At 64.7% G+C, this 14,490-nt stretch carries 11 protein-coding genes; 10 read left to right on the forward strand and 1 reads right to left on the reverse strand.

What is annotated here, in order from left to right; genetic code table 11:
- The first annotated feature begins 171 nt into the window (after positions 1-171).
- On the forward strand, positions 172-2,247 hold the full coding sequence (locus CFB39_RS02570) for a molybdopterin-dependent oxidoreductase (protein ID WP_089472099.1): 2,076 nt from the start codon (positions 172-174) through the stop codon (positions 2,245-2,247).
- Positions 2,248-2,383: 136 nt separating this feature from the next.
- Entirely contained in the window at positions 2,384-4,057 is a 1,674-nt protein-coding gene (locus CFB39_RS02575; RefSeq protein WP_089439157.1) for a long-chain fatty acid--CoA ligase, read from the forward strand.
- 280 nt (positions 4,058-4,337) lie between these two features.
- On the opposite strand, the gene CFB39_RS02580 is transcribed toward CFB39_RS02575, so the two are convergent.
- A complete protein-coding gene (locus tag CFB39_RS02580) occupies positions 4,338-5,489 on the reverse strand; it encodes a porin (RefSeq protein WP_089472100.1) in 1,152 nt (383 codons plus the stop codon).
- 276 nt (positions 5,490-5,765) lie between these two features.
- On the opposite strand from CFB39_RS02580, the gene coq7 reads away from it, so the two are divergent.
- The 8 genes from coq7 to mraY all read left to right on the forward strand — a co-directional run bounded on the left by coq7 (position 5,766) and on the right by mraY (position 14,478).
- Entirely contained in the window at positions 5,766-6,392 is a 627-nt protein-coding gene (coq7, locus tag CFB39_RS02585; protein WP_089424416.1) for a 2-polyprenyl-3-methyl-6-methoxy-1,4-benzoquinone monooxygenase, read from the forward strand.
- Positions 6,393-6,778: 386 nt separating this feature from the next.
- Positions 6,779-7,207: a division/cell wall cluster transcriptional repressor MraZ gene (gene mraZ / locus CFB39_RS02590; protein WP_006487094.1), complete on the forward strand. Its 429-nt coding sequence runs from the start codon at positions 6,779-6,781 to the stop codon at positions 7,205-7,207.
- Between the two features lie 23 nt (positions 7,208-7,230).
- Entirely contained in the window at positions 7,231-8,172 is a 942-nt protein-coding gene (rsmH, locus tag CFB39_RS02595; RefSeq protein ID WP_011350832.1) for a 16S rRNA (cytosine(1402)-N(4))-methyltransferase RsmH, read from the forward strand.
- Positions 8,169-8,510, forward strand: a complete 342-nt coding sequence (ftsL, locus tag CFB39_RS02600; RefSeq protein ID WP_009694564.1) for a cell division protein FtsL — start codon at positions 8,169-8,171, stop codon at positions 8,508-8,510. Before rsmH ends, ftsL begins: the two co-directional genes overlap by 4 nt.
- On the forward strand, positions 8,507-10,354 hold the full coding sequence (locus CFB39_RS02605; RefSeq protein WP_089430569.1) for a penicillin-binding protein 2: 1,848 nt from the start codon (positions 8,507-8,509) through the stop codon (positions 10,352-10,354). Before ftsL ends, CFB39_RS02605 begins: the two co-directional genes overlap by 4 nt.
- The gene (locus CFB39_RS02610) at positions 10,351-11,889 is read left to right on the forward strand and encodes a UDP-N-acetylmuramoyl-L-alanyl-D-glutamate--2,6-diaminopimelate ligase (RefSeq protein ID WP_089472101.1); all 1,539 of its coding nucleotides are present in this window, start codon (positions 10,351-10,353) and stop codon (positions 11,887-11,889) included. The genes CFB39_RS02605 and CFB39_RS02610 overlap by 4 nt, the downstream gene beginning before the upstream one ends.
- Positions 11,886-13,292: a UDP-N-acetylmuramoyl-tripeptide--D-alanyl-D-alanine ligase gene (murF, locus tag CFB39_RS02615; RefSeq protein WP_089472102.1), complete on the forward strand. Its 1,407-nt coding sequence runs from the start codon at positions 11,886-11,888 to the stop codon at positions 13,290-13,292. Before CFB39_RS02610 ends, murF begins: the two co-directional genes overlap by 4 nt.
- A gap of 16 nt (positions 13,293-13,308) precedes the next feature.
- The gene (gene mraY, locus CFB39_RS02620) at positions 13,309-14,478 is read left to right on the forward strand and encodes a phospho-N-acetylmuramoyl-pentapeptide-transferase (protein ID WP_006477019.1); all 1,170 of its coding nucleotides are present in this window, start codon (positions 13,309-13,311) and stop codon (positions 14,476-14,478) included.
- The last annotated feature ends 12 nt before the right edge of the window (positions 14,479-14,490 follow it).

Raw genomic sequence — 14,490 nt, forward strand, 5'->3', positions numbered from 1 at the left:
ACCGAGCGGCCTCATAGTTCACTCGGCTATCTGACGCCGGTGCAGTTCGCGCGGGCGCACGATGCAAAGCAGCAGTTTTTAACCTCGGACTCTAACTGCAGTTCGGACTAAAACCGGGGGCGGGTCATGTCCACGTAAAATTTGCGAATCCCCATCTCTGCACACAAAACGATGAACGCCGCCATTCAGGTAGCTCGGGCCGTTTGCCCGCATGATTGTCCGGACACGTGCGCAATGCGTGTGACTGTCGAAAACGGCAAGGCGATCAAGGTCACGGGTGATCCCGACCATCCGCCGACACAAGGCGTGTTGTGTACGAAAGTCAGCCGGTACGCCGATCGCGTTCATCACCCCGACCGCCTCACCGTCCCGCTCAAGCGCATCGGTGCCAAAGGGGAAGGGCATTTCGTACCCATCAGCTGGGACGAGGCGTTCGATGAGATCGGCCGTCGTCTCGGTGAAATCGCGGCGCGTACACCGGAAGCAATCGTGCCGTACAGCTATGCGGGAACGATGGGGCTCGTCCAGGGGGAGGGGATCGCCCAGCGATTCTTCCACAAGCTCGGTGCCTCGCGACTCGAACGCACGATCTGCGCGGCGGCCGGTGCAGCGGGGTTGCGTTACACCTATGGCGGTAGTCTCGGCATGCACCTCGAGCATTTCGAGGAAAGCGAGCTGATTCTGATTTGGGGAGCAAACCCGATCGCGTCGAGCCTGCACTTCTGGACGCGTGCGCAGGAAGCGAAGCGCCGAGGCGCACGTCTTGTCGCCATCGATCCGTATCGTTCGCTGACAGCGGAGAAGTGTCATCAGCACATCGCGTTGAAACCCGGTACCGACGGCGCGTTAGCACTCGGCATGATGCACGTGCTGATGACCGAAGACCTGCTCGATCACGATTACATCGCCAGCCATACGCTCGGCTTCGACGCGCTCAAGGAGCGGGCGATGTCCTATCCGCCGGAACGCGTTGCGCAGATCTGCGGGATCGACGCGTCGGAGCTGATCGACCTTGCGCGTCGTTACGGTGCGACCCGTAAGGCATCGATCCGCCTCAACTACGGCATGCAGCGTGTTCGCGGTGGCGGCAACGCCGTGCGCGCGATCGCAAGCCTGCCTGCGCTGACGGGCGCCTGGCGGGACCGGGCCGGCGGGCTGTTGCTCTCGTCGTCGGAATCCGCGCCGGTCAACCAGGCTGCGCTGCTTCGCCCGGATTTGATGCCGGGCTGGCCGCACGAACTGCCGCGCATCATCAACATGAACGCGATCGGCGACGCGCTGCTGCACCCGGGCGGTGCCACCTTCGGGCCGAAGGTCGAAGCGGTGATCGTATACAACTCGAACCCGGTGGCTGTCGCGCCGGATTCATCGAAGGTCGCGGCAGGGTTCGCGCGTGACGATCTGTTCACGGTCGTTCTCGAGCATTTCAAGACTGATACCGTCGATTTCGCCGACATTGTGTTGCCGGCCACCACCCAGCTCGAGCATCTGGACATCCACAAATCGTACGGTCACACCTACGTGATGGCGAACCTGCCGTCGATTCCTCCGGTGGGGGAGGCACGGCCGAATACGGAGATCTTCCGCGGCATCGCACGCAGCATGGGGCTCGACGAACCCGCGCTTTATCACAGCGACGAAGAGGTCGCGCGCGCGGCGCTCCGCTGGGACGATCCGGTGCTCGACAGCGATTGGGACACGCTCAAGCGCGATGGCTGGTTGAAGCTCAAGCTGCCGGAGGCGCCGTTCGCGAACGGCGGTTTCCGCACGCCGTCCGGCAAGTGTGAGTTCTACAGCCCCCGACTCGAGCAGATGGGCGCGGATCCCGTGCCCGACTACCTGCCGCCATTCGAGTCGGCCGAGGCCGCGCCCGATCTCGCCGCACGCTATCCGCTCGCGATGATCTCGCCGCCGGCTCGCCACTTCCTGAACAGTACGTTCGTGAACGTCGACAGCCTGCGTCATACCGAAGGCGAGCCGCATCTCGACATCCACCCGTCTGACGCCGATGCGCGCGGTATCGCGGAAGGTGACGTCGTTCGCATCTTCAACGACCGCGGATCGATGCAGGCGCTCGCGAGAATTACCGATCGCGCGCGCGCAGGGCTCGTCGTCGGGCTATCGATCTGGTGGAAGAAGCTGTCGCCGGACGGCAGAAACGCGAATGAAGTGACGAGCCAGGCACTCACCGATCTCGGCAATTCGGCGACGTTCTACGATTGCCTCGTGGAAGTTGAGCGCATTTGATCGGATATCACCGTATCATCAGACGAATTACCACTGAAGTTCGAAGTGGACATCTAACCCTGTTGTCTCGGAACGAGCGAGCCGTTACGATGCGTTTTAGCACGACCATTCGAAAATCTGTGAGGAGACGCGCGGTATGGACAAAATTTGGCTGAAATCGTACCCACCCGGCGTTCCAGCCGAAATTGACGCGTCTCCTTATCCCTCCGTTCCCGACCTGCTCGACGAAAGCTTCCGGCAGTATCGCGACCGCACGGCATTCGTCTGCATGGGCAAGGGCATCACGTACGGCGAACTCGACAAGCTGTCGCGCCAGTTCGGCGCGTGGCTGCAATCGCGCGGGCTTGCGCGCGGGGCGCGCGTCGCGATCATGATGCCGAACGTGCTGCAGTACCCCGTGGCGATCGCCGCGGTACTGCGCGCGGGCTACACCGTCGTCAACGTCAACCCGCTCTATACGCCGCGCGAGCTCGAGCATCAGCTGAAGGACAGCGGTGCGGAGGCGATCGTCATCCTCGAGAATTTCGCGTCGACGCTGCAGGCCGTCATCGCGAATACGGGCGTCAAGCACGTCGTCGTTGCATCGATGGGCGATCTGCTGGGCATCAAGGGATGGCTCGTCAACTACGTCGTGCGCAACGTGAAAAAGATGGTGCCTGCCTGGCAGCTGCCGTCGTTCACGCGCTTCAAGGCCGCACTGTCGGAAGGTGCGCGCCAGGCATTCAAGGCGCAGAAGATCGGCCCCGATGACGTCGCGTTCCTGCAATACACGGGCGGTACGACCGGTGTGGCGAAGGGGGCGACGCTGCTGCACCGGAACATCGTGTCGAACGTGCTGCAGGCGGGCGCCTGGCATCATCCGGCGCACGAGAAGTTCCCCGACGTGAAACAGTTCGTGACCGTTGTCGCGCTGCCGCTGTATCACGTGTTCGCGCTGACCGTCTGCGGCTTCCTGACGATGCGTACCGGTGGCATGGGCATCCTCATCCCGAACCCGCGCGACATCGCCGGCATGATCAAGGAGCTGAAGGGCTACCAGATCTCGACGATCCCGGCGGTCAACACGCTGTACAACGCACTGCTGAACCACCCGGAATTCAATCAGCTCGACCTGTCGAAGCTCGTGATCGCCAACGGCGGCGGCATGGCGATCCAGGAGGGCGTCGCGAAACGCTGGTATGAAAAGACCCATACCGCGATTATCGAAGGTTATGGGCTGTCTGAAACGTCGCCGGTGGCGACCTGCAACCCCGTGACGGCCACCGAGTACAGCGGGACGATCGGCTTGCCGCTGCCGTCGACCGAAGTGGCGATTCGCGACGACGCGGGCAACGACGTCGCGCTCGGCGAACCCGGCGAGATCTGCATCCGCGGGCCGCAGGTGATGGCCGGCTACTGGAACCGGCCGGACGAAACCGCGAAGGTCATGTTCGCGGACGGCTTCTTCAAGACGGGCGACGTCGGCGTGATGGACGCGCGAGGTTACGTGAAGATTGTCGACCGGAAGAAGGACATGATCCTCGTGTCGGGCTTCAACGTGTACCCGAACGAGGTCGAGGACGTGGTGGCGTCGCATCCGGGCGTGTTCGAGGTGGCGGCGGTCGGTGTGCCCGACGAGCATTCCGGCGAAGCCGTGAAGCTGTTCGTCGTGAAGAAGGACCCGGCGCTCACCGACAAGGACATCCTTGCCTACTGCAAGGAGCGCCTCACCGGCTACAAGCGGCCGAAGCTGGTCGAGTTCCGCACGGAGCTGCCGAAAACGAACGTCGGCAAGATCCTGCGGCGCGAACTGCGCGACGGACGCGCATAACGGCGGTCGATCGATCGGAACGAAAAAGCCCGGCTTGTGCCGGGTTTTTTCGTTTGCGGCTTGACCCGGAAGAGGCTGTTTCCGCGCGAGGCGGCTTCTGGGGTGGGCTCGATGCGGCAGCAATGCGTTACGACGCAGCAAGGACAGGACGGTGCCTTCTCGACGAGCGCATCGTAGTCGATACGGTTCGCCACGCTCCGGCTTCGCGGCTGCACCGACCGGAAAAGAAAAAGGCGCCCGAAGGCGCCTTCAATATGCTGCGGCTTGCCAGGCAAGCTGATTAGAACTTGTGACGGATGCCGACGCGTGCTGCGACCTGGTTGGCCGAGCTCGAACCTGCGAGACCGTTGATCGCTGCCGTCGCCTTCAGGACGTTGCCGTTCGAGTCGAGCACGTTGCCCGATGCGTGCTGGTACACGCCGATGGCGTACACGTCGGTACGCTTCGACAGGAAGTAGTCGACGCCCAGCGAGCCTTGGTGGTACTTGGCTGCCGAGTTGCCGTCGATCTTGCTGCCTTGCGTGTAGTCGTACGCAGCGCCGAGAATCAGCGCCGGGGTCAGCTGATACTTGAAGTTGATTTCGCCGTTGTTGAACGTCGCGGTCTGGTTCACGAACGGGCCTGCCGAGAAGCCCTTGAACTTCGTGTTCGAGTACGTCGCGCCGATCGTCGCTGCGCCGAACGTGTAGGCGCCGCCTGCACCGATGACCTGGTACGTGTTCGCGTTGTTCGCGTACCCGCCGTAGATCGGCGACGAGACCGACGAAGACGCCGAGCCGTTGTTGAACATGCCGCCGAACTGGTTCGGCGTACGTGCGTTCAAGTAACCGACGCCCAAGACCAGCGGGCCGTTGTTGTAGCCTGCGCCGAGCGACCAGACCTGGTTCTTCGAGAACTGGCCTGCCTGACCGCCGAAGCTGTACAAGCCGCCGAACGAGAAGCCGCCGTAGGTCGAGCTCGTGAACTTGACTGCGTTGTTCACGCGATACGCGTTGTTGAAGTTGTCGAGGTCGCCCGGGTGAGCGGCGATGTAGCCGCCCCACTGGTCGCCTGCCTCGAGCGGGCCGACGAAGTCGACGACGGAGTCGTATTGACGACCCAGCGTGACCGTACCGTACTGGCTCGACAGGCCGACGTAAGCCTGACGACCGAACATCAGGCCGCCCTGACCGAGCTTGCCGCTGTTCACGTCGAAACCGTTTTCGAGGGTGAAGATCGCCTTCAGGCCGCCACCGAGGTCTTCGGTGCCGCGCAGGCCGAAGCGGCTGCCTTGCATCACGCCGCTGGCCATGCTGTACAGATGCTTGCCGCCCGCGTTGTTGTTGAAGAGCAGGCCTTCATCGATGATGCCGTAAAGCGTCACGCTGCTTTGCGCATGGGCAGCGCCAGCAAACGCGCCCAGCGCGACGAGCGCGAGAAGCGACTTTTTCATTAACGGATCTCCAAAATTCACTGAATTTTTCTGGCGGGGCGGATAGTTATGTTCTGTTGACGGGCCCCTTCAACTTCGCAAGAAGTCGCACGTAATGTAGCAAAACCGTTTTTTGCCACAAAGCGAAATGCCGCAGCTCAAGGTCGCCATGTTTCCTTTATGCAACAATGGTTAAAATCACGGGTTAACCGCAATTTCCGCTGAATAATCAAGTCGGTTACGCAGCGGACTCGTGCCCTTGCCGCTCGCGGCAGCACCTGCAGCCAGGAGAACAGGATGGTGTTGGATGAACTGATCAGCGAATTCGATCGCGGCCTGCGATCGCTGACCGGCATTAGCCGGATGAGCCGGCCGGTGCCCGCGCCGGCGGAGGCGCCGGCCGTCGAGCTGACGCCTGCGGAGCGTACGCATGCCGCCGGGCTGATGCGCGTGAACCACGTCGGCGAGGTCTGCGCGCAGGCGCTGTACCAGGCGCAGAAACTCACCGCGCGCACGGCGTCGGCGAAGGCGATGTTCGAGGAGGCCGCACGCGAGGAGGAGGATCACCTCGCGTGGACCGCGCATCGCCTGAAAGAGCTCGACTCGCGCCCGAGCCTGCTGAACCCGCTCTGGTATGCGGGTTCGCTCGCAATCGGCGTGGCGGCCGGCGCGCTCGGCGACAAGGTCAGCCTCGGCTTCATGGCCGAGACCGAACGGCAGGTCGAGAGCCATCTCGAAGGTCACATGTCCGAGTTGCCGGCGGCTGATACCGCGTCGCGCGCGATCGTCGACCAGATGCGTATCGACGAGGTGAAGCACGGCAAGGCCGCGGCCGACGCAGGCGGGATCGAGCTGCCGCTGCCCGCGCGGATGCTGATGCGCGCCGCGTCGAAAGTCATGACGAGCACTGCGTACTATCTGTGAGATTCCCACCGGGGCGATGCGTGACGTCGCCCCGGTTCCCCACCGCTGATACCGCCCGTTTATTCCTCGTTTTCCCGCCCCCGAAAGCCCCGTCGGCACACCCGTCTGGCCCGCCTTTCTCACGTATCACCTTCACAAGTTGCACTAGCTCATTCATTTATAACGGTTTTTAGAATGAGGGGCCGCATGAGCATGTGCGCGTAAGTCCTTGTTCTAACTAACAAAATTCGTCAAAAAAGCGGGCCGCTCCCTTGACCGTGCCACACCCTTCCTCTAAAGTGGGAGACAGTGTGAGAAAGTGTATTTTTGTGTGATTTGGCGGGCTATTCCGGCTAAATTCTCAGCATTGAGCGGGTGCTTCGGTGCCCTGAACGGGAGAGCGGAAAGTGTTCCAAGGGGCGTCGGCGCTGACGCTCGATGCGAAAGGGCGGATGTCGGTGCCGGCTCGCTATCGCGAAGCGCTGCAAGGACAGGCAGAAGGACGGGTGACTGTGACCAAGCACCCGGACGGCTGCCTGTTGCTGTTTCCGCGCCCCGAATGGGAGGTATTCCGCGCCAAGATCGCCGCGCTGCCGATGGACGCACACTGGTGGCGGCGCATTTTTCTCGGCAATGCGATGGATGTCGATCTCGACAGCGCGGGCCGGATTCTCGTATCGCCCGAGCTGCGCATGGCAGCCGGACTGGAAAAGGAAGTCATGTTGTTGGGAATGGGTAGTCACTTCGAGCTGTGGGATTCGCAGACCTACAACGCGAAGGAGCAGGCAGCGATGGCGCAGGGCATGCCCGACGCGCTGAAGAATTTCACGTTCTGATTGCGGTGACGGAGACGCCCGCGATGGGAAACGAATTGCAGCATCGGACCGTGTTGTTGGACGAAGCGGTCGAATCGCTCGTGACGCGACCGGACGGCATTTATGTCGACGGTACGTTCGGGCGCGGCGGCCATAGCCGTGCGGTGCTCGCGCGGCTGGCGCCGGGCGGGCGGCTGATCGCGTTCGACAAGGATCCGAGGGCGATCGAGACGGCGCAGGGCATCGAGGATGCGCGCTTCTCGATCGTGCATGACAGCTTTGCATCGATGCGCGACGCGCTTGCGGCGCGCGGCGTCGAGAAGGTGTCGGGAGTGTTGCTCGACCTGGGCGTGTCCTCGCCGCAGGTGGATGATCCGGCGCGCGGCTTCAGCTTCCGCGCCGATGGTCCGCTGGACATGCGGATGGATCCGACGCGCGGCGAGTCGGCGGCGGAATGGCTCGCACGGGCTTCGGTGCAGGAATTGACGGAGGTGATACGGGATTATGGGGAAGAACGGTTTGCTTTTCAGATTGCAAAGGCGCTTGTTGCTCGCCGGGCAGAGTCCGACCGTCTTGGGCCTCTCGACACCACGGGCGAGCTTGCCCAAATCGTGGGTCACGTCGTCAAAACCCGTGAGAAGGGCAAGGATCCGGCAACCCGCACCTTTCAGGCTATACGGATTCACGTCAATCAAGAGCTTGCGGACCTGCAAGTCGTACTAGACGCGGCACTGTCGTTGCTGGAGCAAGGGGGGCGGCTGGTGGTCATCAGCTTTCATTCACTCGAGGACCGGATCGTCAAGCGATTCATGCAGGCGCACGCGAGTGCGCCTGCGGTCGATCGTCGCCTGCCGATCCGCGCCGTCGACCTCCCGAGCCCGCCGCTCAAGATCATCAGCCGCCAGTTTCCGAGTGAAGCGGAAGTCGCCGCGAATCCGCGCGCCCGCTCCGCCGTGATGCGCATTGCGGAGCGCGTCACGCCATGAGCCGCTTCAACATCTTCCTGCTGATCATCGTGATGGGTTGCGCGCTGTCGGTCGTCAATTCGACGAACCAGCAGCGCCAGATCTTCATCCAGCTGCAGCGTGCGCAGTCGCAGGAGCGTCAGCTCCAGCAGGACTACGCGCAGCTTCAATATCAGCAGAGCGCGCTGTCGAAGACGTCGCGCATCGAGCAGCTCGCGAACGATTCACTGAAGATGCAGCCGATCACGACCGGCCGCACGCAATACCTGACGCTGCCGCCGGGCGCCGCGAAGGCAATCGATGCGCCGATCCCGGCTTCGGCGGACACGGCCGGCAAGGGCAAGGGAGGCGCGCGATGAAGCCGTCCCACAAGCGCCAGAACGTGAAGTTCTCGTCGAGCCCCGTGCTGGGCGTGCATCTGCCGATGTGGCGCTCGAAGCTCGTCGTGTTCCTGCTGTTCATGGCGTTCGTCGCGCTGGCCGCGCGCGCGTTCTGGATCCAGGGGCCCGGCAACGCGTTCTATCGGAAGCAGGGCGAAAGCCGCTACCAGCGCACGATCGATCTGCCGGCGACGCGCGGCAAGATTCTCGACCGTAACGGGCTTGTGCTCGCGACGAGCCTGCCCGTGCGCGCGATCTGGGCGATTCCCGACGCGGTGCCGGACGATCTCGATGCCGACAAGGTCAACCAGCTCGGCAAGCTCCTCGGCATGACGTCGAAGGAACTGCGCGTGAAGCTGTCGGAAGACAAGGGTTTCGTCTACGTCAAGCGTCAGGTGCCGATCGACGTCGCGGACAAGGTCGCCGCGCTCGACATTCCCGGCATCTATCAGCGCAACGAATACAAGCGCTTCTATCCGGAAGGCGAGATCACCGCTCACCTGATCGGCTTCACGAACGTCGAGGACGAAGGGCAGGAAGGCGTCGAGCTGGGCGACCAGAAGATGCTGTCCGGCACGTCGGGCATGCGTCGCGTGATCAAGGACCGGATGGGGCACATCGTCGAGGACGTCGCCGAGCAGATCCCCCCGCACAACGGCACCGACGTCGACCTGTCGATCGACAGCAAGATCCAGTACATCGCGTACGCGAACCTGAAGGCCGCCGTCGAGAAGTTCAAGGCGAAGGCCGGCGCGGCGATGGTCGTCGACGTGCGCACCGGCGAGGTGCTCGCACTCGTCAACTACCCGACATACAACCCGAACGACCGCTCGCGCATGACGGGCGAGCAGTTGCGCAACCGTATCATGACCGACGTGTTCGAGCCGGGCTCGATCATGAAGCCGTTTACGGTGTCGCTCGCGCTCGACCTGCACCGCGTGACGCCGAACACGCTCGTCGAGACGGGCAACGGGCATTTCGTGCTCGATGGCGCACCGATCACCGACGACGCGGGGTTCGGCACGCTGACGGTCGGCGGCGTGATTCAGAAGTCGAGCAACATCGGCGCGACGAAGATCGCGATGACGATGCGGCCCGAGGAAATGTGGAATATGTATACGAGCATCGGCCTCGGCCAGGCGCCGAAGGTCGGGTTCCCGGGCGCGGTGGCCGGCCGCCTGCGTCCGTGGAAGAGCTGGCGCCGCATCGAGCAGGCGACGATGTCCTACGGCTACGGCCTGTCGGTGTCGCTGTTCCAGCTCGCGCGCGCCTACACGGCGATCGCGCATGACGGCGAGCTGATGCCCGTGACCATTTTCAAGACCGACCCCAACCAGCCGGTCGCGGGCACGCAGGTGTTCAACCCGACCACCGCACGCGAAGTGCGCGCGATGCTCGAGACGGTGGTGGCGCCGGGCGGCACGTCGCCGGATGCGGCCGTGCCGGGCTATCGCGTCGGCGGCAAGAGCGGTACCGCGTACAAGCATGAAGGGCACGGCTACACGCGCAAGTACCGCGCGTCGTTCGTCGGGATGGCGCCGATGCCGAATCCGCGCATCGTCGTCGCGGTGTCGGTCGACGAGCCGACCGCCGGCAGCCACTTCGGCGGCCAGGTGTCCGGCCCCGTATTCTCGGCGATCGCCGGCGACACGATGCGTGCGCTGAATGTGCCGCCGAACATGCCGATCAAGCAGCTCGTCGTGTCTGACGATTCGCCGGCGGCACCTTCCGCGACGGGGCCGCAAAAGCTGCCCGCGGGTGGCGGTGCGAAGCATATGATCGTGTCCAGCACGACGCGTAATTCACCAGGAGTTGTTCGATGAGCGCCGCTCGCAGTTCCCATCCGGCGCATCAGCAGATCGCAGCCGCGCTTGCGTGGCTGCGTCAGCATGTGGCCCCCGCAGCGCAACTGCATGCCGACACGCGCAGCCTCAAGGCGGGCGACGTGTTCTTTGCGTATGCGGTCGACGGGGCCGACAACCGCGCATTCATCGACGAAGCCGTCGCGCGCGGTGCGGCCGCCGTGCTGTATCAGCCGGAAGGGCTGGCCGCTGCGCCGGCCGTTCCTGTCGCACTTGCCGTGCCGGCGCTCGACCAGCTCGCCGGCGAGATCGCCAGCGGCTGGTACGGCGATCCGAGCGACAACCTGCTCGCAGTGGGGGTGACCGGCACGAACGGCAAGACCTCGTGCACGCAGTGGATCGCCACCGCGCTGACGGCGCTGCACCAGCCGTGCGCGGTGATCGGCACGCTTGGCACCGGGATGCCCGGCCAGCTCGTGCCGACCGGTTTCACGACCCCCGATGCACCGCAACTGCAGCGCAGCCTCGCGCAATTGCGCGACGCGGGCGCGAAGGCCGTGGCGATGGAGGTGTCGTCGCACGCGCTGCACCAGGGGCGCGTGAACGGTACGGCTTTCGACATCGCGGTGTTTACGAACCTCACGCAGGATCACCTCGACTATCACGGCACGTTCGACGCGTACGAAGCCGCGAAGGCGAAGCTGTTCGCATGGCGCGGCCTGCGCGCGGCGGTCGTCAATCGCGACGACGTAGCAGGTCGGCGCCTGCTCGAGAAACTGGCTGGCCGCGTGCGTACGATCGCGTACGGGATCGGTGACGCGCCGGCACCGGACGCCGATCGCCAACTGGTCGCGTTCGACGTGCGCGCCACCGCGACCGGCACGGCGTTCCGTCTGCGTTCGTCGTGGGGCGATGCGGACGTCGAGGTCGGTACGCTCGGCACGTTCAACGTCAGCAACCTGCTTGCCGTGCTCGGCTCGCTGCTCGCGGCCGACGTGCCGTTCGACGCGGCGCTCGCCGAGATCGCACGGCTCGAGTCCGTCAACGGCCGGATGCAGCGGCTCGGCGGCCGGCTGCAGAACGACGAACCGCTCGTCGTGATCGACTACGCACACACGCCCGACGCGCTCGAAAAGACGCTCGACGCGCTGCGCCCGATCGCTACGGCGCGCGGCGGGCGGCTCGTCTGCATGTTCGGCTGCGGCGGCGATCGCGATGCGACGAAGCGCCCGCTGATGGGCGCGATCGCGGAGCGGCTCGCCGATGAAACCGTCGTCACGAGCGACAACCCGCGCAGCGAGGATCCGCAGCGCATCATCGACCAGATCGTCGCAGGCATGACCGCGCCCGATCACGCACGCCGTATCGAGGATCGCGCGAGCGCGATCCTGCAGGCCGTGCGCGGCGCGGCACGCGAGGATGTCGTCGTGCTGGCCGGCAAGGGCCACGAGGCCACGCAGGAAATCATGGGCAAGAAGCGCACGTTCTCCGACCAGGATCACGCGCGGCTCGCGCTGGCAGCGCGTGCGACGCATGGCAAGGGAGGCGCCGAATGACGATGCTCAGTCTCGGCGAAGCCGCTCGCCTGATCCCCGGCGCAACTGTTCACGGCGACGCGGGCGTCACGTTCGACCGCGTGTCGACGGACAGCCGCACGGCCGGCCCCGGCGACCTGTTCGTCGCATTGAAAGGCGAGCGCTTCGATGCGCACGACTTCCTCGGCGATGTCGCCGCGCGCGGGGCTGCCGCGGCGCTGGTCGCGCACCTGCCGGCGGGCGTCACGATGCCGGTGATCGAAGGTGGTGAAACGCGTGCCGCGCTCGGCGCGCTGGCGCATGGCTGGCGCCAACGATTCGCGCTGCCGCTCGTCGCGGTGACGGGCAGCAACGGCAAGACGACCGTCAAGGAAATGATCGCGTCGATCTTCGCGGCGGCGGTCGGCGCCGACGCGCGGCTCGCGACGGCCGGCAACCTGAACAACGATGTCGGCCTGCCGCTGACGCTGCTGCGCCTGTCGGCCGCGCATCGTCTCGCGGTGATCGAGATCGGGATGAATCACCCGGGCGAGACGGAAGTCCTTGCGCGCCTCACGGCGCCGACGGTCGCGCTCGTCAACAACGCGCAGCGCGAGCACCAGGAGTTCATGGCGACGGTCGAAGCCGTCGCGCTCGAACACGCGGCCGTGATTCACGCGCTGCCGCCGGACGGCGTCGCGGTGTTCCCGGCCGACGACGCATACGCGGGCATCTGGCGCGTCGCGGCGACCGGCAACCGGATTCTCGATTTCGCGCTGCACGATGCCGAACGGCAACACGACGCACAGGTCACGGGCCGCCTGCACGGCGGCGAACTCGCGATCGACACGCCCGCGGGCGCCGTCACGGTGCGGCTGCGCGCGCTCGGCGAGCACAACGCGCGCAACGCGCTGGCCGCCACGGCGGCGGCGCTGGGCGCCGGCGTCGCGCTGTCGGCGATCAAGCAGGGTCTCGAATCGTTCGAACCGGTCAAGGGCCGGCTGCAGGTGAAACAGGCGATCGCAGGCAGCCTCGCGGGGGCAACGGTCGTCGACGATACGTACAACGCGAATCCCGATTCGATGCGTGCCGCGATCGACGTGCTCGCCGCGCAACCGGCGCCGCGCGTGCTGGTGATCGGCGACATGGGCGAGGTCGGCGACGAAGGCCCGGCCTTTCATCGCGAGGTCGGAGCCTACGCGCGCGAGCGCGGGATCGACGCGCTGTTCGCGCTCGGCGACGCGTCGCGCGATGCCTGCACCGCGTACGGCGACACGGCCCGCCATTTCGGCGACGTCGGCGCGCTGGTCGGCGCATTGCTCGCGGCGGGTTACGGCGCGCAGGCGACGCTGCTCGTGAAGGGCTCGCGGTACATGAAGATGGAGCGCGTGGTCGACGCGCTGACGAACCAACCCGCGGCGGGCACGACGCCCGCTGCACACTGAGTAGAAGGAAGGAAGCATGCTGCTGGCGCTGGCGCAATGGCTGCAAGGAGACGCAAGCTTTTTGCGCTTGTTCACGTACCTCACGTTCCGTGCGGTGATGGCCACCATCACCGCGCTCGGGATCGGGCTCGTGTGCGGACCGTGGGTGATCCGCAAGCTGACGCAAATGAAGGTCGGTCAGGCCGTGCGCAAGGACGGTCCGCAGACGCACCTGGTCAAGTCCGGCACGCCGACGATGGGTGGCGTGCTGATCCTGATCGGCATCGCGGTCGCGACGCTGCTGTGGGGCGACCTGACGAACCGTTTCATCTGGATCGTGATGCTCGTCACGTTCGGTTTCGGCGTGATCGGCTGGGTCGACGATTACCGCAAGGTCGTCCACAAGGACCCGCGCGGGATGTCGTCGCGCGAGAAGTATTTCTGGCAATCGGTGATCGGGCTGTTCGCGGCCGTCTACCTCGCCTTCAGCGTGTCCGAGGCGAACAACGTGCGCGTGTTCGACCTGTTCATGGCATGGGTGAGGAGCGGCCTGTCGATGGGGCTGCCGGCACGCGCCGACCTGATGCTGCCGTTCCTGAAGTCGATCAGCTACCCGCTCGGCGTGTGGGGCTTCATCGTGTTGACGTACTTCGTGATCGTCGGCGCGAGCAACGCGGTGAACCTGACCGACGGCCTCGACGGCCTCGTGATCATGCCCGTGGTGCTGGTCGGTGCATCGCTGGGTGTGTTCGCGTACGTGATGGGCAGCGCGGTCTATTCAAAATACCTGCTGTTCCCGCACATTCCGGGCGCGGGCGAATTGCTGATCTTCTGTTCCGCGATGGGTGGGGCAGGGCTCGCGTTCCTCTGGTACAACACGCACCCCGCGCAAGTGTTCATGGGCGACGTCGGCGCGCTGGCGCTCGGCGGCGCGCTCGGCACGGTCGCGGTGATCGTGCGCCAGGAAATCGTGCTGTTCATCATGGGCGGCATCTTCGTCGCGGAAACGCTGTCGGTGATGCTGCAGGTTTCGTGGTTCAAGTACACGAAGAAGCGCTACGGCGAAGGGCGGCGCCTGCTGAAGATGGCGCCGCTGCATCACCATTTCGAATTGTCCGGCTGGAAGGAAACGCAGGTGGTCGTGCGTTTCTGGATCATCACGCTGATGCTGTGCCTGTTCGGTCTGACCACCCTCAAGCTGCGGTAAAGGAAAGGTAAC

The sequence above is a fragment of the Burkholderia sp. AU6039 genome (genome assembly GCF_002223365.1).
GTDB lineage: Bacteria > Pseudomonadota > Gammaproteobacteria > Burkholderiales > Burkholderiaceae > Burkholderia.